Genomic DNA, 19,250 nt, shown 5'->3' with positions numbered 1-19,250 from the left:
CCACTGCGGAGTGTCGAGGTATTCCATAGCATACTGCAGTTCTTCTCATTGTCAAGCGGAAGCGGGATCGCTCCTTGGCCCGGGTAATCTTTCAACTTGCGGGGGATTGCCTGCGGTCCGTTATTCTGTTGTATAGTGTGGATTCCACGTTTCCACAAGTCCTAGGAGTCCTATGCAGCCAGGATATGCAACACCGACTGCTATGTGAAAGCTCGACCGCTGGCAGGGCTTGAACGGCGAAAAGGACTGGTTGCGGTCGTCCAAGTGATGTATCGTTGTTGTCCCGCAGGCAAGTCCATAATCAAGAATGTCCCTATGAGTAGAGAGGGGGGCGAATCATGAGCAAATGGGTTCTTTCTCGAGTGGGATTTGGACTGGCGGTCGTCTTCGTTACCATCGTCGTGTTTGCGCAGGTCATGCTCGGCCAGTTACCGTCGCGCGCAACCGACGAGGTGGCGGGCTTCCAGCCGATCTTGACCGAAGATAACCAAGGACCGGCCCAGCAAAGGGGCCGATTGATTGTGGTCGCGAATCGCCGGGTGACCGATGCCATGGTGGCCGAGCTACGCAACTATGGCACCGTCCACGGGGTGATCTACCGCTACAACACCATAGTCGTCACCCCGTCTGGCATCAATGCCCGCCTGGCCATCGAAGGGCTTCCGTTCGTGAAGTCAGTGGAGAACGATCAGCCCCGATACCTCACCGATGTGGGCAGTTGGGACCGCGACATCATTGATGTCGTCGATGTCGAGGAGTCAGGTACAGGGCTTGCCGGCATCGGGAATCCAGACCCGCGCGAGATCGCTCAGACTGGCGCGGGTGTGCACGTTGCCGTGATCGACACCGGCTTGATCAAGAACTGGCGCGACTTCTTGATCCCAAGCCGTGTCCGGACCGATCTCGCCAGGGCCTTCATGGGCGGCGGCGCAGTGGCTGAGAACTTTGTGCCGCCCGATGAATTCAATATCTCGAATCCCACGAATCTGTGGGAACGCGACACCAACAGCCACGGGATCGCCGTCGCGTCGCACATTATCGGTTTCAAAAGAACCGTACTCGGGACGCCACTTGTCGTTGACGGCGTGGCTCCTGGCGCGAAGATCATCCCGTTGAAAGTATTCCCCAACGGGGCAGCTTTCACCTGGAGCTCGCGCATCATTGGCGCCATCGCTTACGCGACTGAGTTGAAGGTCAACGGCGTGGTCGGCCCCCTCGCGGTCAATATCAGCATCGGCGGCGGCTCACCCACTTTCCTGGAGCGGGTAGCAATTCAGGACGCCATCGCCAATGGCCTGATTATCGTCGTTTCCGCTGGCAACGGAGGTGAGCGCGGGATGAGCTGGCCGGGAGCGTTCCCGGAGGTCATCTCCGTGGGCGCTGTCGGCTGGACTAAGCAGTTCCTTCCGGGCACGCCTGCCGCTCCGAACCGAGCCTTCTGGTGGACACGCGATGTGGACAACGACCCTGATGGTTCCGGCACCTCCGAGGAGTTGCAGTCCTATGTGGCGGGCTTCAGCAGCCGGGCCATCCCTGCCCGTAGCATTCCCTTTGGTGTGGACCCGCAGGAATTGGACGTGTTGGCCCCCGGCATTTGGACGGTAGCACCGGGGGGAGCCATGGGAACTTCTGGGTTCTTCTTCTGGGCTGGAACCAGCTTCTCATCGCCGCTGACCGCTGGAGTGGCGGCACTCATGATCGAGAAGAACCCGAACCTGACCCAGGCCGATGTCGAAAATATCCTGAAGGCCACTGCGCTTCCCATGGCTGCCAACGACAGCCGGGTAGGCGTCTTGGAGCCCTTCCTCGTCGGGGGCTTCTTCAACCCTAGTTGGGACACGATGTGCGGCAGCTTCGCCTGTGACCCGGTTGGAGCGGGGCTGATCCAGGGCGACGCGGCGCTTGCCGCGACGCCAGCACCTTAACCGGCACGTTCTCTGAAGCAACGACCAGAGAACGTCATCCAAGGTTGCTGGTGCAAGCAAGGGACGAAGCTCGGGGGTTTTCGCTCAAAAGAGTAGCTTTTGATCCCAATTTGCCCAATTGGTGCGACTTCTATCTAGCCCACAATTTCTTGCACCACCAACCCCTTTCTTTCCCGCCCCGCCCTATCACTTGGAGATCTCGCACGAATGGGCTGGCCGCCTCTCGTAACGCTCCCAACTGTCACCGTCGAGTATAAGTGGTCTGAGAGTCTGGTATAGTGTCTTTTCCACCTTCGCTTGAATTTGGGGAGTTCCATGCAGCCAGGATATGCAACACCGGCTGGCACCAGGAAGTACGCCGCGCGATTCGAGGGCAGCGTGGCCCGGGGCCATTTCCGGCAGGAGCAAAGTTTGTGGATGAGCTCGCTTGGGCTAGGCACCTACCTCGGCGAGCCGGACGCAAGCACGGATGAGGCTTACCGGAAAGCGGTTTGCCGTTCGGTGGCAGGCGGCATCAACGTCGTGGACAGCGCCATCAATTATCGCTTCCAGCGAAGCGAGCGCTCGATCGGCGCCGCGCTCAAAGAACTTTTTGCGGCCGGCTATTCCCGTGAAGAGGTGATCGTGGCGACCAAAGGCGGTTTCTTGACGCCCGATGGCGAGTTGCCGGCTGACCCCGCCGCCTACTTCGAGCAGCACTATATCCGTCCCGGAATTCTGCCGGTTGAGGAAATTGCCGGCGGGATGCATTGCATGGCCCCTCGCTATCTCCTGGATCAGCTCGAGCGGAGCCGGCGGAACCTCGGCCTCGACTGCCTTGACATCTACTACGTCCACAACCCGGAGACGCAGTTGCCCCTCATCGGGCGCGAAAAATTTCTCGCACGGCTGCGGGCGGCGTTCGCCGCTCTGGAAGAAGCCGTCGCCCAGGGCAAGATACGGATGTACGGTACCGCCACCTGGGACGGCTACCGCCGGCCGGAGCGCAGTCACGATTATCTCTCGCTTGAAGAAATTGCCGACGTGGCCCGCAGCGTCGCCGGCCAAGCGCATCATTTCCGCGTGGTGCAGCTTCCTTACAACCTCGCCATGCCGGAGGCCTTTCTCGTGGCCAATCAGCCTTTGGCAGGGAAGTCGCGCACCATCCTCGACGCCGCGCGGGCACTCGACGTGACGATTATGGCAAGCGCGTCCATCATGCAGGGTCAGGTGACGCGCAACTTGCCCCATTTTGTGGGCGCAGCGCTCGGCGGGCTCGAAACGGACGCCCAGCGCGCTCTCCAATTTGTCCGCTCCACCCCGGGTATCGCCACCGCGCTCGTCGGCATGACCAGCCCGGACCACCTGGCGGAAAACCTGGCGTTGCTCGAGCGCCCGCCCGCCAGCCGCGAGGACTTGATGAAATTGTTTTCGACAACGTGAACTTATGGGCGCCGAGCCCCCAGGCACCTGCCTGGGGGAGGAAAATGGAACCCGGTGGCGGGTGCCACCGGGCTCGGCGGGGATACCTTTTCAGATGCTTTGAAAGCCAGATAGTCCCCAAAGCGACGATGAACGCTGACCAACTCCAAGACGCCATGACGGAAGCGCAGGCTGCGCTCGACCGCGCTGAGTTCCTTGAGGCCCTCGAGCACCTCGAAGCCATCGCCAAAGAGCACCCCGATTTTCCCGATGCGCTCTTGAAGCTTGGGGTCTGCTATCTCGAAACCGGCCATCTGCCGCAAGCGGTGAAGACGCTCGAGCAGGCGGTGGCGGTCGAGCCGGATAATGCCCAAGCGCATTACCTGCTTGGTTCGGCCGTCGGCAGCTCCGGCGACATTGACCGGGCGGCAAGCTGTTATCGGCGCACGCTCGAGCTCGATCCCTCACACCAAAAGGCGGAAGAGTTTCTGGTGCGAGCGATGTCGCTCATGGAAAGCCGCCAGCATTTCCGCGATGCGCTGCGCTTGCTCAAGGACAAGCAACCACCGGCGAGCTATGCGGCGCTGGCGCTCAAAGAATTGCTCGAGTCCATCGCCATCTTTCCCGAATCGCCCGCTCGCGAAGAATTGACTTTCTGCGTGCGCGAGCTGATGCGCCAGTTGCGCGATGTGCCGTTCGAGACGGAAGTTCCGGAATCGCTTGGCCGCTGGGCAATGCTTTGCCAGCAGGGCCATCAGGCATTGAAGTTTTTGAATTTTCCTCAGGCGGTGCCGCACTATGAAGAGGCGCTGATGTACCGCGAAGAGCCCTGCCTGTTTCACAACTTTGCCCTGGCGCTCTTCCACACCGGTCGCACAGACGACGCCATCAAGATTTGGCTCCGCTTGCTCGCCCGCGAGCCCGACTTTGATTTCACCACTTTAGGCAAAATCATCGCTGTCTAGGGTTGTCGGGCTTCTAGCCCGGCATGCGCGATTTCATTCTGAGCTTCCCAGCAGTACCTTCGCGTCTTCGAGCAGGACTTCTGCCTTGCTTAGACACCTTGCGATCCCGGCCCGAACCCGGTCGCGGGGGATGCGGAGGGCTTTGTCTTTCATGATGCAACTGCCCCAAATCTATAAATCCATTCATCCGACGGTGGGTTATTTCTTTTTTTCGGCATTCCACAGTCCGCGGCTGAGCACCCGCCCGCAGAAGGGGCAATAGTTGATTGCCAAGTAGTTGAACCGGTCGCTACCGTAAGAGGCGCGAACGAAATACTCGCTGTCCACGTCGTTCAAGATGCGGCCATCGTGGAGAAGATGCTTTTCCGTTTTCACAACAATTTCGAGGTCGAGGGCTTGATCGAGATTATTACAGCAGATCATGGTTCCGCTCCCGGCTGCCTGCCCCGATCCAATCGGGGCGAGCACTGAAGGCTCCCCCTGAAGTGAAGTCCGATTGATGGCGATCCATCTCGAACCCTGCCGGACCAGGAATCAGGCGCCGGTGCACTCGGCGAGTCATAACGTGCACGCCCCAAGAATGCAAAGTAACAAGAATTCATGGCAGGCACAAGGTCGGGCCGCACCCTCCCGCCCCCTCACCGACAAGCTTCGCCAACTCGATTGCTTCCTTGGGTAAATCATGATACTTTTTCGTAACCAGCCCGGCAGGCCCAGCTCAGGAGGAATCTCGGTGGCTGAGCGACGGACTTCGCGGCGTTTCCAGATGAACCTGCCCCTCGTGGTCAGGTTTCCCGAACCAGAGGGCGCCAAAGACGAACAGACGTGCCAAACCAGGGACGTCAGCTTCCGTGGCCTCTACTTCATGATTGAGCGTGAGCTGGCCCCCGGCGCCCCGGTCGAATTCGTCCTCACCTTGCCCAAAGAGATTACCATGGCGGGCGATGTCCACATCCGCTGCCAGGGCCGGGTCATAAGGGTGGAAAAGCCCCAGGCTGACAAGAAAGTGGGCGTGGCCGCTATCATCGAACGGTACGAATTCCTGCCGATGGAATAGCCTCCCTTTCGGTTTCTCAACTCATACTTGTCCGTCCCATCTGCATATTCCACCGCAGCGACGCAAAGGACAGAAACTACAGCCGAAAATCGAAACCCCTCTCGGGCATAGCGAATTTCACTTTTCGTTTGGAAGCTTCGGGATCGAGTTTCGATTTTCGGCCTTTGTGCGGCGCCTGCGTCCCCGAGGCGGGCGGGTTGGCGGCTCCGGAAACGTTGTACAATAGCCCCACGGAGAAGCGAGGGAGGGAACGTGAGCGACCGCTATGATCCCAGAGCCGCGCTCGATGAACTCAACGAGGACGCCGTGCTGCCGCACCCGGTCAAGCTCCGCGATATGATCCTGCGCACCAAGCTCGATCCCGCCGGCGCGCTCGAAGTGAACCGGGAGTTTCAAAACTATCTCTCCCATTTCGGCGAGACGCAAAAGATTGCGCGCCAGATTCTGGAAAAGCTTGCCGTGGGAGAGCCCAAGCAGTAGTTCGATTCCGCTTGTGTTGACCCACTCGCGCTGATCGGTTTGGAGAGTGGGAGCTTGATCCCGCCTTCTGAAAGTGGCGGCGAGCCGGCCCACTCCAAATCTGACCACTTGTGAGAGGAGTTCTACCCTGCCTTGATCCGTTCCTCCGGGACTTCGACCTCTTTGAGCCCCTTGAACGCGAAGATGAGTTCGACGAGATATTTCGGCGGGTCGGTCGAGGTTTGTCTGACGATGGTGCCGACGGCGTCGGTGACCGCCGCGCCAAAACCAACGGCGCCAAACTGCATCGAGGACAGGTTCACCCTGACTCGCTGACCGGGCTGGAACATCGGCGCATTCCTCCGGATAGACTGCTCCAGAGACATACCGACGCGGCTCCGCCAATCCCGAAGCTTCGGGGCTACCGAGCAGCGATGCTGATTTCAATCAGATCCAGAATCCGGTTCGTGCGCCGCTCGAGCAGGATCACGTGCCTTCCGAGAATCACCCGCACCCATAGCCGCGGAAGCCGCGGCAAGCGCCGCTCCAACTCCACCGGGAAGGGTTGCAAGCGCTTTTGCAGGCCCGGCGGAAGCGTGCCGTTACGCTGCAAGTGCTTCTGGAGCCCGGGCGGGAGATTGCCGCCGCGCTTGGCGAGTCCCGGCGGTAAACCACTCGAGTAGCCATGAAAAAATTCAATGATGATCTGACGCTCTTCCGGCAAGAACGAGGCCGGGCGGCCCTTTCCCTTGGCCATCAACGAAACCGAGCCAAGCAAGAAGAGGCCAACCGCTGCCAAAACCACCCGGCCAACCCCGGACCTGGCGCGCCGACTTGCGTTTTGCAAATTTTCCAAGGTTCCCTTCCTCCTCGACCGAATGCGGGCTCGCTTGCGCCGCTTTACGGCTGGCGAAATCGCGCCCTATCACGGCCTATTCCATTTCTCAGGCTGGGCTGGAGGCTCGCCCCAGTCTAGTCCGTTGCCCGTGCCGACGCAACCGCAAGCCTAAGGCAAGGTTCAGAGGAGTTCTCTTGCGCCTGTGCTATATTGGCAGGCTCTGCCACCACCCGAACCATGCACCGGGAAACTCTACTGGTCGATGCCGATGACACCTTGTGGGAGAACAACCGCTTTTTTGAGGATGCGATCGGCCGCTACCTGCTCTTGATGGGACGCGAGGGGTTGGAGCGGGAAGCGGTCCGGGCCCGGCTCGACCAAACCGAGAAGAAAAACATTCCTCGGCACGGCTACGGCACCCGCAGCTTTGTTGTCTCCATGGAGGAGGCCTACCGGGCCCTGGCCGGCCCTCGCTGGCGCCGCAGCATCCTCGACGAGATCGCTCGGCTCGGTCAGGAGCTCGGGGCAGCGCCCACGCAGATCTTTGAGGGCGTGCCGGAAACTCTCGCCTATCTTTCCTCGCGCCACCGGCTCATCCTCTTCACCAAAGGCGAATCGGCCGAGCAAACGGAAAAAATTGAACGCTCGGGCTTGCGGCCATTCTTTGAAGGTGTCGAAATCGCAAACGAAAAAAGTGTTGGCGCCTTCAAGCAGATGATCGACCGCTATCGCATCTTGAAACGGCACGGGTGGATGGTGGGGAACAGTCCGCGGTCGGATATTAACCCGGCCCTGCGCGCGGGACTGAATGCCGTGTTCGTCCCTTCCACCATGCCGTGGGACTTTGAGCAGGAAGCGGTGCGAAGCGGCGAAGGCAAACTGATCGTCGTGCGCTGCTTCCGGCACTTGAGCAGGTACTTTTGACCATGGCTGACTATCGAGCCGAATTCTACGATTTTGAAGATTGGATTTACCTCGACGCCGCCAACCAGGGACCGATGCCGCGCGCGAGCGTCAAGGCCGTTCAGGAAGCGCTCGAACTCAAGAAATTCCCCCAGCGCCTCACCAACGATTTCTATTTTGATTTTCCGGACGAAGTGCGCCGCTTGTTGGCAGAGTTGATCGGCGCCAAACCGCAGGAAATCGCGTTGACCAACGGAGCTTCAGACGGAACGAATGCCGTCTCGGCGTCCATGGCGCTGGCACCCGGCGATGAAATCGTCATTGCTGAAGGCGAATTCCCATCGAACTACTATACCTGGCGAAACTGGGAAGCGCGCGGCGTTCGAGTGCGAAGAGCGCGAGCGCGGGGGCAGTTCCTGACCGCCGACGACGTCCTTGCCGAACTCTCCGGCAAGACCAGGCTCGTCGCGTTAAGCTGGGTACATTTCTCGAACGGCAACCGGCTCGACATCGCCCGCATTGGCCGGGAATGCCGCCGCGCGGATGCCCGGCTCCTGGTGGACGCAAGCCAGGCGGTGGGCGGGATCGCGTTTGGTGTGGCCGACCTGGAGTGTGACTTCCTCACCTGCTGCGGCTACAAGTGGTTGCTCTCGCCCTACGGCACAGGTTTCTTCTGGGTCCGCGAAGATTGGATCGAGCGTTTGCCCCTGCGCGAGGTTTACTGGCAGGCCATTGAAGGGGCGCGGAACTTCAATACCCTGCCGCGAGAGGGTTGGCAGCTCGCTCCCGGCGCGCGGCGCTGGGACTCCGCCGAGACAGCGAACTTTTTCAATCTTGCCGCCATGAAGGCCTCGGTCGAATTTTTGCTTCGCGTTGGCGTCGAGAAAATCTACCGGCACTGCCGGTCGTTGCTCGATTATCTCGTGGAGCACTTGCCGCACGATCGCTGCGCGCTCAAGAGCCCAAGGGATGCGAATCAACGCGGGAATTTTCTCGCCGTCGCTGGCCGTTCCCCGGAAAAGACGCAGGCGCTTTGGGAAAAACTTCAGGAGCAAAAGATCTACGTCAGCTTGCGCGAGAATGGTTTGCGCATCGGCCCGCACCTTTACAACGTGGAACGCCACATCGACCGGCTCTTGGCGGTGCTGGGGGAGTGAGCGGTGACCCTTCGGTCCGCTTTTCACAAAGTAGCCGTGGCCGGCGCTGGCGCGGTGGGAAGCTATTTTGGCGGGATGCTGGCCCGGAGCGGCACCGAGGTTGTGCTCATCGGCCGCGACGCCCACGTCGCAGCCATCCGCGCCGGCGGACTTTTTCTGGACTCGGTCCGGTTTCAAGAAAATATCCGCGTTGAAGCGACCACGGAGCTCGCCGCCGTCGCTGATGCCGATCTTGTCCTGCTTTGCGTAAAGAGCTACGACACGGCGGGGGTGGCGGGTCAAATGGCGGCGCATCTCGGGCGCGACACGCTTGTCGCCAGCCTGCAAAATGGCGTCGAAAATGCTGAGATCGTTTCGGCAGTGACCCGACACTGGACGATTCCTGCGGTGGTCTATGTCGCCGCGGAGCTGGTGGGGCCGGGCCGCGTGCGACACAAAGCGCGCGGCGACCTTGTGATGGGCGACCTGGAGGGCAAGCGAACCGGCGAGGTGGAGCGCGTCGCGGCTCTCTTTGAGTCGGCTCACGTACCTTGCCGCGTTTCGCAAAATATCCGGGGCGAGCTCTGGCTCAAGCTCATCCTCAATGCGGCCGGGAACGGTGTGACCACACTGGCGCGGACGAGCTATGGTGAGGTTTCAAGGCACCCGTTCGGCCGGGAGGTCATGGCCGCAGTCGTGCGCGAGGCTGAGGCCGTCGCCCGCGCCGCGGGCGTCGAACTGCCCGGGGGAGACCTGGTTTCGACGACCATAAACTTTGCCCAGTCCGTGGGCGACGCCCTCTCGTCAACCTTGCAGGATATCTTGCGCGGCAAACGGACGGAGATCGGGGCGCTCAATGGCTATATCGCCGAGACAGGAAGGAAATACGGTGTACCGACACCGGTCAACAGCACTCTGGAGGCGCTGATTCGAGTCCTCGAAACCACGGCGCTGGATGGCCCAAGGTGAATCGGCTATTTCAACCATGCCGGCAGCTTTGTCTCGAAATAAAAAAGTGGTATCTTCACCAGTTTTGCTGCACAACCGATGTCCTTCGTTCTCGTGTTCGGAGCAAGACACTCCAATCGGGCGAGCCGGCCCCGCCACGGTGGGGCCGGAGGGAGACTTCCATGCGACACATTCTGTGGTGGGGATTCCTGCTGGCCGTAGCGGCGGTCGCTTTTGCGGCAAGCCCTGTACTATCCGGCGCGGAGCAAGAGAAGAAGCCGGAAGCGCTGAAACGAATCGCCATCAAAGCCGGCAAGATGCTCGACGTGAGATCAGGCCGGATGCTCGAGCGGCAAACCATTCTCATTGAAGGCGACACGATCCAAGCGGTAGGACCAAACGTCGTCCTTCCGGATGGCGCCACGCTGGTGGACCTGAGCCAGGCAACGGTGCTGCCGGGCCTGATTGATGCGCACACGCACTTGACGTATGAGCCGGGCGACATCGGTTGGCAAGCGCTCGGCCGCTCGCACCCCTATGAAGCGCTCGTCGGCGCCAAGAATGCTCGCCTTGCGTTGCTTGCCGGATTCACGACGGTGCGCAACGTGGGCGCCGACGGATACTCGGATGTCGCCCTCCGCGATGCCGTCAACAACGGGCTGCTTCCCGGCCCGCGCATTCTGGCCTCCGGGCCCTCGCTCGGCATTACCGGCGGCCACTGCGATTCCAACCTCCTCGCCCTGGAATTCCGCCACCAGTCGGCCGGTGTGGCCAATGGTCCCTGGGAAGCGCGCGCCAAAGTGCGCGAAAACGTCAAGTACGGCGCCGATCTCATCAAGATCTGCGCCACCGGCGGGGTCATGTCCAAGGGGGATTCGGTCGGCGGGCAGCAATACACGCTGGAAGAAATGAAGGCCATCGTTGAAGAGGCGCACAAGCTCGAGCGCAAGGTGGCGGCTCACGCGCACGGCGCCGAAGGGATCAAAGACGCGGTTCGCGCCGGAGTGGACTCGATTGACCACGGCAGCTTCCTTGACGACGAGGGGGCGCAGCTCATGCGCGAGCACGGCACCTATCTTGTGCCGACGATCTTTCTCGAGGAGTGGATCAAAGAAAACGAAAGCAAGATCAATCTGCCCGACTACGCCCGGGCGAAGTTCAGAATTGTTCGCCCGGTGCATGAGCTGGGAGTGGCCCGCGCCATTCGTAGCGGCGTGAAGATCGCGTTTGGCACCGACGCAGCCGTCTATCCCCACGGCATGAACGCGCGCGAGTTTGCCGTCCTGGTGCGGCTTGGCATGACGCCCCTGGCGGCGATCCAGACTGCCACCTTGAACGCGGCTGGTCTGCTCGGACTCGAAGATCGAATCGGCACCATTGAGGCCGGCAAGCTGGCCGACCTGATCGCCGTCGAAGGTAATCCCCTCGAGGATGTTCGGAGACTGGAGAATGTGCGTTTCGTGATGAAGGCCGGCGCGGTTTACAAGAACGATTTTACGGAAAGCACCCTGCGGGACTCGAGTAGACTAAGAAATTAGAAAACAGAAATAGAGAAAAGAGGCCTATTTTCTAATTTCTCTTTTCCATTTTCTTGTTTTCTGATTTTCGCTTTTCGGTTTTCGAATTTCGGTTTTGACATGAATCTCGCTCAACTGCGTCGGGCAGAATCGCGCCTTTTGGTCCCCACCTACCGGCGGGCGCCGGTATATTTTCGCCGCGGCCGGGGCTGCTATCTCTTCGACGACCAGGGCAAGCGATACCTGGACTTCATCACGGGGATTGGCGTCAATGCACTGGGGTACGCCCATCCGGGCATCCTGGCGGTATTGCAGTTCCAATCCGCTCGACTCATTCATCTTTCCAATTTGTATCCCAACGAGTTTCAAGTATCGGCAGCCAGGCAGCTTTGCGCCATGTCCGGTCTGGAGCGGGTATTCTTTACGAACAGCGGGACGGAGGCGATCGAAGGCGCGCTCAAACTCGCCCGGCTCTATGCGCGGAAAACCCATCGCTCCGCCAGGGCGGGGCCACCCGGGCATTTTCTGGCGGTGGAGCATTCCTTCCACGGCCGAACCTTTGGCGCGCTCTCCATCACGTTTCCCGGGAAATATCGCAAGCCGTACGCTCCTCTGCTGGCCGGGGCGCGGTTCGTGCGCTTCAACGATCTCGATGACTTGCGACGGAAATTTGATTCACGGGTAGCAGCCATCATCCTGGAGCCGATCCAGGGCGAAGCCGGTGTGCGGCCGATCAGCGCCGAATTTTATCGCGAGGCGCGGCGGCTGGCAGCCAAGCGTGGCGCGCTGTTGGTTGCCGATGAAATCCAGTGCGGCCTGAGCCGCACCGGGCGACACTTTGCTTTCGAGCGACTGGGCGGCCGCCCCGACGTCATCACCGTGGCCAAACCACTCGCCGGCGGCCTTCCCCTGGGAGCGTTTCTCGCTTCGGAGAGAGTGGCCAATGTCTTTTCGCCCGGAATTCATGGCACGACATTTGGCGGCGGGCCGCTTGCCTGCGCCGTGGCGACCAAGGTGTTGAACATCGTGCGGCGGAGGAAGATGCTCGAACACATTCGCCGCATGGGAGAACTCGTCCTGAGCGGCCTCGATGAACTCCGGAGGAAATTTTCGTACGTCAAAGAGGTGCGCGGGGCGGGTTTGATGCTCGGGATGGAACTGGACTGCGCCGGCGAAAAGATCGTGGATCGCGCACGCGACTTTGGACTGCTCATCAATTGCGCTCACGAGAGAACTTTGCGCTTTTTGCCGCCCTACATTGTTGAGCCCGCGCAGGTGGATGAATTCCTGAACAAGCTCGAGCGGGCACTGGTGCGGTGAGGCGTGGGCCTGTCCCATCTTGTCCGATGAGGGCAAAAGGCTTAGACTATCGGCGGCGACGTAAGTCTTTCGAGCGGCCCAATCAAACTCCAGGTCTCGCATTCGCTCCGTTTGGCACCGCAGGTGGGGCGGACTTGTTTCCAGCAGAAGGAGGTCCCCATGCGAAACAGGCAAAAGGGGTTTACGCTTCTTGAGTTGTTGATCGTCGTGGCCATTATCATGATCCTTGCCACCTTCGCAGTCCCTTACGCGGTGAAGCAACGGATTCAAGCGAATCAGGCTTCGGCGGTGAACGATCTGCGCGTGTTGCGGGACGCCATGGAAGCCTATCGAGCCGACCACAACCGCTACCCCGCCTCCTTCGATCGCAACACGATGGGGGCCTTCCTATCCAACCCCAACATGGCCGTCTCCCCTTTTACGAGAAGGGGATATATCTTCAACATAAGCACCGCCGGACGCGACACGTGGCATGCGACCGCTGAACCGGCTTCTCCACGGAGCGGCGGGACCAGATATTACTTCGTAGATGAATCCAATTTGCTCCGTTGGAACGATGGTGCGGCCGCGACAGCAACCAGCGAACCCATCGAATAGCTTCGCCACGCGCCACTTCTACACGAACCAGAAGCTCATTTACCAGTGCGACCGCACGGCACCGCCGAACGAAGGCGGTTGGGGCGCCCCCGGAGCCCCACGACCGGGTTGCCACGCCCTGCGCTAGTGCCGTTCCAACTTGATGAGCCTATACATCTCGATCCTATATGATCAATAAAGCATGCCGTGTGACTTGCGGAAAGTGGCCCCAAATAGTTGGAACGGCATTAGCGGTATTCGCTCCCGGGATAGAGAAGCCTGAGCGCCAGCTTGAAGATCGGATCGAAGATGCGGCCGAAGAGTTGCCAGGCAACCAGCAATCCGATGTATGTGAACATCGGACTCCGGCTGAACGTCGTGAACTTCACCGCCGTCTCTTTGCTCATGAGCAAGGTGATGCCTGTGTGGCCGTCGAGAGGAGGAATCGGCAAGAGGTTGAAGGCGAACAGGAGAAGATTCAGCATCAGCAGGATGCTCAGAGAAGTCGCCGCCAGGGCGGCTGCTCCTGACCCCGTGGCCTCAACGATGCGGGTGAAGGAAGCTTTCTCGGGAGCTGCGAAAAAACCGCCCGCCATTCCCATCCGGATCATCAGCCCGGCAAGCAACGTGAGCGAAAGATTCGCCGCCGGTCCAGCCAGCGCCATCCAGCCGGCCCGGTGAGGATAACGCCGCTGCCAGTCCGGGTCGTAGGGCGCGCTCGCCCAACCAATCATCCAGCCTCCGACCAGATAGGAGATGATGGGCGCGAAGATGGTTCCGATCGGCTCCCGTCTCATGTGGGGGATGGGATTGAGCGTTACCTGCCCGCCGTGAAAAGCCGTCGGGTCACCCCCGAGCTTGGCCACGTAGGCATGAGCCGCCTCGTGAAATGTCGTCGAGAGCAAGAACACGAGGTACCAGAGCGCGCCAAGGGCGAGGAGTTCCATAAACCACCTTCGTTGCTGCCTATGGCAGGTCTTCCCGAGTCCGGGTAAGGGCTAAAAAGAGTCGTGGCCGGGCGCTTCAGGAAGCTTCGGGAGCGCAGCTACCCGGCTCTTGGGGCCTTTTCGAGCGATCTCGAAACGCGGCGCAGCAGCGCCCGACGATAGCGATGGATTTAGCTCGCGGCGTGGCGGGCCAGGCGTTCGTGGCGCGAGCCGCCGAGAAGGGCGGCGCCAATCGCTCCGGCAAATTCCGCATCCTTGCTTACGTTGACTCGCGCCTGCAAGCGTTCCTCGAGAGCGCGCACCATGCCGCTGTTCTTGGTGACGCCGCCGGTGAGGGTGATTTCCGGCTCGACGCCCACCTGGCGGAGCAGCGCCACGATGCGCTCGGCAATCGAATTGTGCGCGCCGCGCAGGATGTCCTCAACCTTGGCGCCGGCGGTGACATGGTTGATGACTTCCGATTCCGCCAGCACCGCGCAGACACTCGAGATCGGCTGCGGGTCATCGGAGCGGTCAGAAAGTTCGCCGATCTCCGTCAATTCCACCTCCAGCGCCTTGGCCACCCGCTCGAGAAACCGCCCGGCGCCGGAAGCGCAGCGATCATTCATGCGAAAGCTGACCACGCGGCCGGTCTCGGCAATGCGCATCGCCCGCGAGTTCATGGCGCCGATATCCAGCACGCTCCGGGTCTCGGGAAAAAGATAGCGGGCTCCCACGGCATGGCAGGTGACGTCGGTAATCTGCACGTGCCGGAAGGGAACCTGGTAGCGACCGTAGCCGGTCGAGGCGACGTATTCCACCCGCGAGGTCATGACCCCGGCCGCAGCGGTCAACTGTTCGAGGGCAGCTCGCGCCGCTTCTTCCAGGCGCGCCCCCGTCGGAACGGCGACGCGGCTCAGAAGCCGCCCGGGGTAGTCCACCAGCACGCCCTTGGTCATGCGTGTGCCGACGTCAATGCCCGCTACCAGTGCCACCTGGGTTCCCCCTTCGCGCTCCCGCCTCGGCCCGCTCCAGCGCAAACAGCGCCGCGCCGATGGCCCCGATGAATTGGGACTGAGCGCAAACATTGAGCTGCGTCCGCAATCGTTCTTCGATGGCCTTCACCATGCCCACGTTGTGGGCGACGCCGCCGGTGAAGGTAAGCTCCTCGTTGATGCCGACGCGGCGCAGCAGCGAGATGGCTCGGCCGGCAATCGAGTTGTGGACGCCGCGCAGGATGTCGTCCACCCGGCGGCCGCGAGCCAGGTGAGAAACAATTTCCGATTCGACAAAGACGGTGCAGACGTTGGTGATCTTGAGCGGCTCGAGCGATTCGAGCGAGAGCGGCCCCAACTGGTCGAGCGACAGGCCCATGACCTGCCCGGCCGCCTCGAGAAAGCGTCCGGTGCCGGCAGCGCACTTGTCGTTCATGCAGAAGTCGAGCACCTCGCCGCCCTCGCCTACCCGGATGGCTTTCGTGTCCTGGCCGCCGATGTCCAGGATCGTCCGTGTGCCGGGGAAAAGGAAATTGGCGCCGCGGGCGTGGCAGCCAATCTCCGTCATCTGCGTATCGCCAAAGGAGATGCGATAGCGGCCGTAGCCGGTGCCGGCCACAAACACGACGTCCCACTCTTCAAGCTTGGCATTCTTGAGCGCCTGCTGGAAACTGCGCTCGGCGGCGCGCACCACGTTGGCGCCGGTGGACACCATGGCCTGGGCAATGAGATTTCGGTTCTCATCCACGATGACCGCCTTCGTCATCGTTGAGCCCATGTCCACTCCGGCAACCAGCATGCCCGATCTCCAGAAACAATCGCATTCTCCGGTGGCCGGCCACCGGGTTGAACTTCTCTGCTCCCCTCAAGCCCGGGCCGGATCCGGCACCCCGCCCCGGCGGGACTCCCGCTGGAAGCGGGATTCGAGCGCCTCAAAGAAGGCGTCAATGCGGTTGCGCATTTGCGCCTCGGAAAAATAGCGGGAGTCGACCAGATCCGATTCCAAGAAGAGCGTGGGCAAGCCCTGCTCCTTGGTGAAGTACTCGCGCACGTCGGCCTGGCCCACCGAAAACGACCGGCAACTCTTGACCGAATGGATGACGAGGGCGTCGGCAGCGTATTCCTCAATGTACTTCCGGATCATCTCCTGCCGCATCGGCCAGTTCAGGTTGGTGTAGCAATTCAAGGCGTACTCGGCAATGGATTCGAGCGGCCGCGAGGGATCGTGCCGAAAACCAAAATCCCAAATGCCTCCCACCTTCGAGTAGGTGGAAGCCACCACGCAAACATTCCACTTTTTGAAAAGCTCCCAGAAGGCGCGGAAGTAGGGCCAGGGCGGCGGGCCTTCCAGCACAACCCGGAAGCGTTCTTCGCTCACCGGGCCGAGGCGATGGCCGAGACGTTCCTCGATCTCTTCCCACGCCGCCCGGTAATAGCGCACGCACTCGGGGGTGCCGCGCAAAACGTAGATGGGCGCCATAAAGAAGACAGCCTCAAAAAAGGCATCGATGGGCGAGGGGCGGTGCCGTGCCGACTGCAAGATCTTAGCCCAGATTTCCTCGGCTTCGGCGGCGTTCCTGAGCTGCTCTTTGAGCTTCTTCTCGTCAAACGCCCGCCCGGTCAGCTTTTCGCATACCGTGATCAGCTCCTTGAGCTGGGCGATGACGTACTGCTTGTCTTCCTCGCGGAACCGGCCTTCGCGGGTGTAGGGCACATCGAGCATGAAGATCGGCGCCTTGAAGAGGCTGGCCAGCGCTTCAAACCACTTGATGTAGGTATTGCAGCCGGAGTAGGTACAGACCAGCAAGTCCGGCGGGGCCAGGGTCCCGAACGGCCCGGCATTACCCGAGAGCGCGAGACCGATGTCGTTCTTGACGTAACCGCAGACGTCCGAGCTGTAGCCGGTGTCTTCGGCTTTCAAGATCATTTCGCCGGCAACCTTCTTGATCCCGCACTGGAGGGCATTGACCTCCGGAAAAACCAGCTCGAAGCCAAAGGAGCGGAGCAGCTCGCCTATGTTTCCGCTGATGAACAGGTAGGCGACCGGAATGTTTTCCTGTTTGGCCCGCGAAAGCCGGGCGTACCACTGGCCGAGCAAAGCCTTCTGCATTTCCCGGCCAACGCCCTGATGGTGGTACTTGTTTTCCATCCCTCCCTCCACTCGATCCGTTCTAACCGATTTCCCCTGCTGCCATCATCCCATCACCCCTCCGATCGCCCAAGTCACCGGGATGCAACCGCTCATTCCTCTCCCTGCGGCGCTAGGTGGCGGAAAAGAACAAGATCGACTCGATAAAGGTCTCCATCTGGGAGCGGATGTTCTCGAACGCGCTCGTCTTTTCCTCGTACTCGAACTGGAGATACGGAATCTGCTCTCGCTCGAGCGCGCCCTTCATCAAAACGTAGTCATAGAGCGCCGGCTCGCAGAACTTGGGCGAGGCGAACACCACGCCGTCCGCCTTGAGCCGGCGCACCCGTTCGACCAGCGCTTGGCCGCGGTCCCTGCTTCCCGGATGCATCACCGAAGAAACCACGCTCTGCTCCAGGTAGCCGCGAGCGAGCGCGTCGACCGGGTCGCCCTCTTCGGAAATATCACCGGAAAAAAAGCGCAGGCCGCGAAGGAAATCGTCGTCCACCATATAGCAGCCAGCCTCTTCCAGCACCTCGAGCATTTCGAGAGGTGGCTGCTCGCAGAATGCGCCCTCGACGATAACGCGGATATTGTCGCGGAGTTTTTCCTGGCGCCCTTCGATGAGCGGCAGGACCAGTTTAAGCAGGGCATTGTGTTCCGATTTCGGGAGCAGCGCCCCGGCCCGCACCAGAAGATAGAGTTCGCTGCTCTTGAGTTTCCCCGGGGCCGCCGCCCGCATGGCGTAGAGCCGGCGCATCAGGCTGCGATTTTCGTTGAACTCGTGGATGGCCGCGCGCAACGAGTGGGAAGGTATCGCCTTGCCGCTCATTCGCTCGAGTTTTGCTCGGACCCGCTCGAGCTCGCCGCGGTAGTAGCTCACCGCCGCCGGCGAGTTGACGTTTTGCGGCAGGTGGAGATATTCCACCCACAGACCGGGAAAATTGCGCTGCGCGATGCCGGAAAGATTCCGCGCCACGTCGCAGATCGAAGGGAAGATCAAGCCGTCGAAATCCTTGAGATAGCCGGCAAGGCCAAGTTCGAGCGTGCTGCGGGCAATCGAACAGATAAAGGATTGGATGCGCGAGTCGGCGTGGTCAATCTCAATCTTGCCGCCCGCGCCAAAGATGGCCACCGGCAACATTCCCGCTGCGGCGATCAGTTCCGTCGGCACATAGACCGGAAAACAGCCAATCACCTTGCTGCCGGGGTGAGCCTTCTTCCACTCCGCCACGCTGCGGAAGGAAACATCTTCCACCAACCGCCGGCACTGTTCGAGAATTCCCTCGAGTTGCATAGCCCCCTCGCCCCGACTGAAGTCGGGGCGCACGCGCCTCCCATCGCTCACGCGGTCTGCCCGCCGTCCACCGCGATCACCTGGCCGGTGATGAAACCAGCGCCCTCGGAACAAAGGAAAAAGATCAGCGCGGCGACGTCGCCGGGGGTTCCAATCCGGCCCAGCGCCGATTCCCTCTTCGCCCGCTGGCGCTCTTCCTCGCCAAGGCCGGCGACAAGCGGCGTGTCAATCAGCCCCGGCGCCACCGCATTGACCGTCACGTTGTACTTGCCCAACTCGCGCGCCGCCGAGCGCGTCAGGCCGATGATGCCCGCCTTGGCGGCAGCATAGTTCGCCAGCCCCCAGCGCCCTCGCAGCGCGTTGATGGAGGAAATGTTCACCACCCGACCCGCATTCTGCTTGCGAAAAATTTCCGAAGCCGCCCGCAGATAATTGAAAGACCCCTTCAGGTGAACGGCCACGACCTGGTCCCATTCCGCTTCGGTCATCTTCCACAGCACGTGGTCGCGGGCGATGCCAGCATTGTTGATGAGTACATCCAGCCGGCCGTGCCGGGCAGTGACTTCCATCACGATCTGTTCGGCGCGGGCAAAATCCGAGACATCGGCCTCGAAAACCCGGCCGCCGCTACGCTCGACAATGGCCTTGCCTTCTGCGGTTGCTTTTCGATCAATCACCGAAACCACATCGTTCGCCTCGGCAAAGCGCCGGGCAGTAGCCAGGCCAATGCCCGACATGCCGCCGGTGATGAGCACAACGCGTCCGAGCTTAGTGCCGTTCCCGCTCATGTCTCTGACCAGAAAGGAAAGCGACCATCCGCCATCCCGACCATCACTCGGGTCGGGTAGGTATCCGATCC

At 61.0% G+C, this 19,250-nt stretch carries 20 protein-coding genes; 11 read left to right on the top strand and 9 right to left on the bottom strand.

Annotated features, from left to right (window positions below; all coding sequences use genetic code 11):
- Nucleotides 1–338 precede the first annotated feature (338 nt).
- From VIH17_00820 to VIH17_00810, 3 genes are all read left to right on the top strand, one after another.
- A complete protein-coding gene (locus tag VIH17_00820; protein ID HEY4681775.1) occupies nt 339–1,925 on the top strand; it encodes a S8 family serine peptidase in 1,587 nt (528 codons plus the stop codon).
- A gap of 417 nt (nt 1,926–2,342) precedes the next feature.
- The gene (locus VIH17_00815; protein ID HEY4681774.1) at nt 2,343–3,347 is read left to right on the top strand and encodes an aldo/keto reductase; all 1,005 of its coding nucleotides are present in this window, start codon (nt 2,343–2,345) and stop codon (nt 3,345–3,347) included.
- Between the two features lie 128 nt (nt 3,348–3,475).
- Complete coding sequence (locus VIH17_00810) at nt 3,476–4,291, top strand: tetratricopeptide repeat protein (GenBank protein HEY4681773.1); 816 nt, start codon at nt 3,476–3,478, stop codon at nt 4,289–4,291.
- Between the two features lie 198 nt (nt 4,292–4,489).
- Here the strand turns inward: VIH17_00810 and VIH17_00805 are convergent, their stop codons facing one another.
- A complete protein-coding gene (locus tag VIH17_00805; protein HEY4681772.1) occupies nt 4,490–4,714 on the bottom strand; it encodes a hypothetical protein in 225 nt (74 codons plus the stop codon).
- 310 nt (nt 4,715–5,024) lie between these two features.
- Between VIH17_00805 and VIH17_00800 the strand changes: the two genes are divergently transcribed.
- Both VIH17_00800 and VIH17_00795 read left to right on the top strand, forming a co-directional pair.
- The gene (locus VIH17_00800; GenBank protein ID HEY4681771.1) at nt 5,025–5,348 is read left to right on the top strand and encodes a PilZ domain-containing protein; all 324 of its coding nucleotides are present in this window, start codon (nt 5,025–5,027) and stop codon (nt 5,346–5,348) included.
- A gap of 252 nt (nt 5,349–5,600) precedes the next feature.
- Nucleotides 5,601–5,828, top strand: coding sequence for a hypothetical protein (locus VIH17_00795; GenBank protein HEY4681770.1), 228 nt, complete (start codon nt 5,601–5,603; stop codon nt 5,826–5,828).
- Between the two features lie 122 nt (nt 5,829–5,950).
- On the opposite strand, the gene VIH17_00790 is transcribed toward VIH17_00795, so the two are convergent.
- Nucleotides 5,951–6,157, bottom strand: coding sequence for a hypothetical protein (locus tag VIH17_00790; GenBank protein ID HEY4681769.1), 207 nt, complete (start codon nt 6,155–6,157; stop codon nt 5,951–5,953).
- A 71-nt stretch (nt 6,158–6,228) separates the two neighbouring features.
- Nucleotides 6,229–6,663 carry a hypothetical protein gene (locus VIH17_00785; GenBank protein HEY4681768.1) on the bottom strand — a complete coding sequence of 145 codons (435 nt, stop codon included), beginning with the start codon at nt 6,661–6,663 and terminating at the stop codon, nt 6,229–6,231.
- A gap of 219 nt (nt 6,664–6,882) precedes the next feature.
- On the opposite strand from VIH17_00785, the gene VIH17_00780 reads away from it, so the two are divergent.
- The 6 genes from VIH17_00780 (at nt 6,883) to VIH17_00755 (ending at nt 13,066) form a co-directional block, all read left to right on the top strand.
- Nucleotides 6,883–7,569, top strand: a complete 687-nt coding sequence (locus VIH17_00780) for an HAD family hydrolase (GenBank protein ID HEY4681767.1) — start codon at nt 6,883–6,885, stop codon at nt 7,567–7,569.
- Between the two features lie 2 nt (nt 7,570–7,571).
- The gene (locus VIH17_00775) at nt 7,572–8,705 is read left to right on the top strand and encodes an aminotransferase class V-fold PLP-dependent enzyme (GenBank protein ID HEY4681766.1); all 1,134 of its coding nucleotides are present in this window, start codon (nt 7,572–7,574) and stop codon (nt 8,703–8,705) included.
- 3 nt (nt 8,706–8,708) lie between these two features.
- Entirely contained in the window at nt 8,709–9,653 is a 945-nt protein-coding gene (locus VIH17_00770; protein HEY4681765.1) for a 2-dehydropantoate 2-reductase, read from the top strand.
- Nucleotides 9,654–9,814: 161 nt separating this feature from the next.
- Nucleotides 9,815–11,170 (top strand): amidohydrolase family protein, encoded by a 1,356-nt coding sequence (locus VIH17_00765; protein ID HEY4681764.1) that lies wholly within the window; start codon nt 9,815–9,817, stop codon nt 11,168–11,170.
- A 99-nt stretch (nt 11,171–11,269) separates the two neighbouring features.
- Entirely contained in the window at nt 11,270–12,469 is a 1,200-nt protein-coding gene (locus tag VIH17_00760; protein HEY4681763.1) for an aspartate aminotransferase family protein, read from the top strand.
- A gap of 159 nt (nt 12,470–12,628) precedes the next feature.
- The gene (locus tag VIH17_00755) at nt 12,629–13,066 is read left to right on the top strand and encodes a type II secretion system protein (GenBank protein ID HEY4681762.1); all 438 of its coding nucleotides are present in this window, start codon (nt 12,629–12,631) and stop codon (nt 13,064–13,066) included.
- 227 nt (nt 13,067–13,293) lie between these two features.
- Here VIH17_00755 and VIH17_00750 read toward each other — a convergent pair whose 3' ends face one another.
- The 6 genes from VIH17_00750 to VIH17_00725 form a co-directional block, all read right to left on the bottom strand.
- Entirely contained in the window at nt 13,294–13,992 is a 699-nt protein-coding gene (locus VIH17_00750) for a site-2 protease family protein (protein ID HEY4681761.1), read from the bottom strand.
- A gap of 170 nt (nt 13,993–14,162) precedes the next feature.
- Nucleotides 14,163–14,966, bottom strand: coding sequence for an acyl-CoA dehydratase activase (locus tag VIH17_00745; GenBank protein HEY4681760.1), 804 nt, complete (start codon nt 14,964–14,966; stop codon nt 14,163–14,165).
- A complete protein-coding gene (locus tag VIH17_00740; protein ID HEY4681759.1) occupies nt 14,944–15,765 on the bottom strand; it encodes an acyl-CoA dehydratase activase in 822 nt (273 codons plus the stop codon). Before VIH17_00740 ends, VIH17_00745 begins: the two co-directional genes overlap by 23 nt.
- A 66-nt stretch (nt 15,766–15,831) precedes the next feature.
- Nucleotides 15,832–17,115 carry a 2-hydroxyacyl-CoA dehydratase family protein gene (locus VIH17_00735; protein ID HEY4681758.1) on the bottom strand — a complete coding sequence of 428 codons (1,284 nt, stop codon included), beginning with the start codon at nt 17,113–17,115 and terminating at the stop codon, nt 15,832–15,834.
- Nucleotides 17,116–17,227: 112 nt separating this feature from the next.
- On the bottom strand, nt 17,228–18,391 hold the full coding sequence (locus VIH17_00730; protein HEY4681757.1) for a 2-hydroxyacyl-CoA dehydratase: 1,164 nt from the start codon (nt 18,389–18,391) through the stop codon (nt 17,228–17,230).
- 47 nt (nt 18,392–18,438) lie between these two features.
- Nucleotides 18,439–19,179, bottom strand: a complete 741-nt coding sequence (locus VIH17_00725) for an SDR family NAD(P)-dependent oxidoreductase (GenBank protein HEY4681756.1) — start codon at nt 19,177–19,179, stop codon at nt 18,439–18,441.
- Nucleotides 19,180–19,250: the final 71 nt, after the last annotated feature.

Source organism: Candidatus Acidiferrales bacterium (assembly GCA_036514995.1).
Classification (GTDB): Bacteria; Acidobacteriota; Terriglobia; order Acidiferrales; family DATBWB01; genus DATBWB01.
The sequence above is the reverse complement of the archived record's forward strand: the minus strand, read 5'-3'. Positions and strand labels throughout refer to the sequence as shown.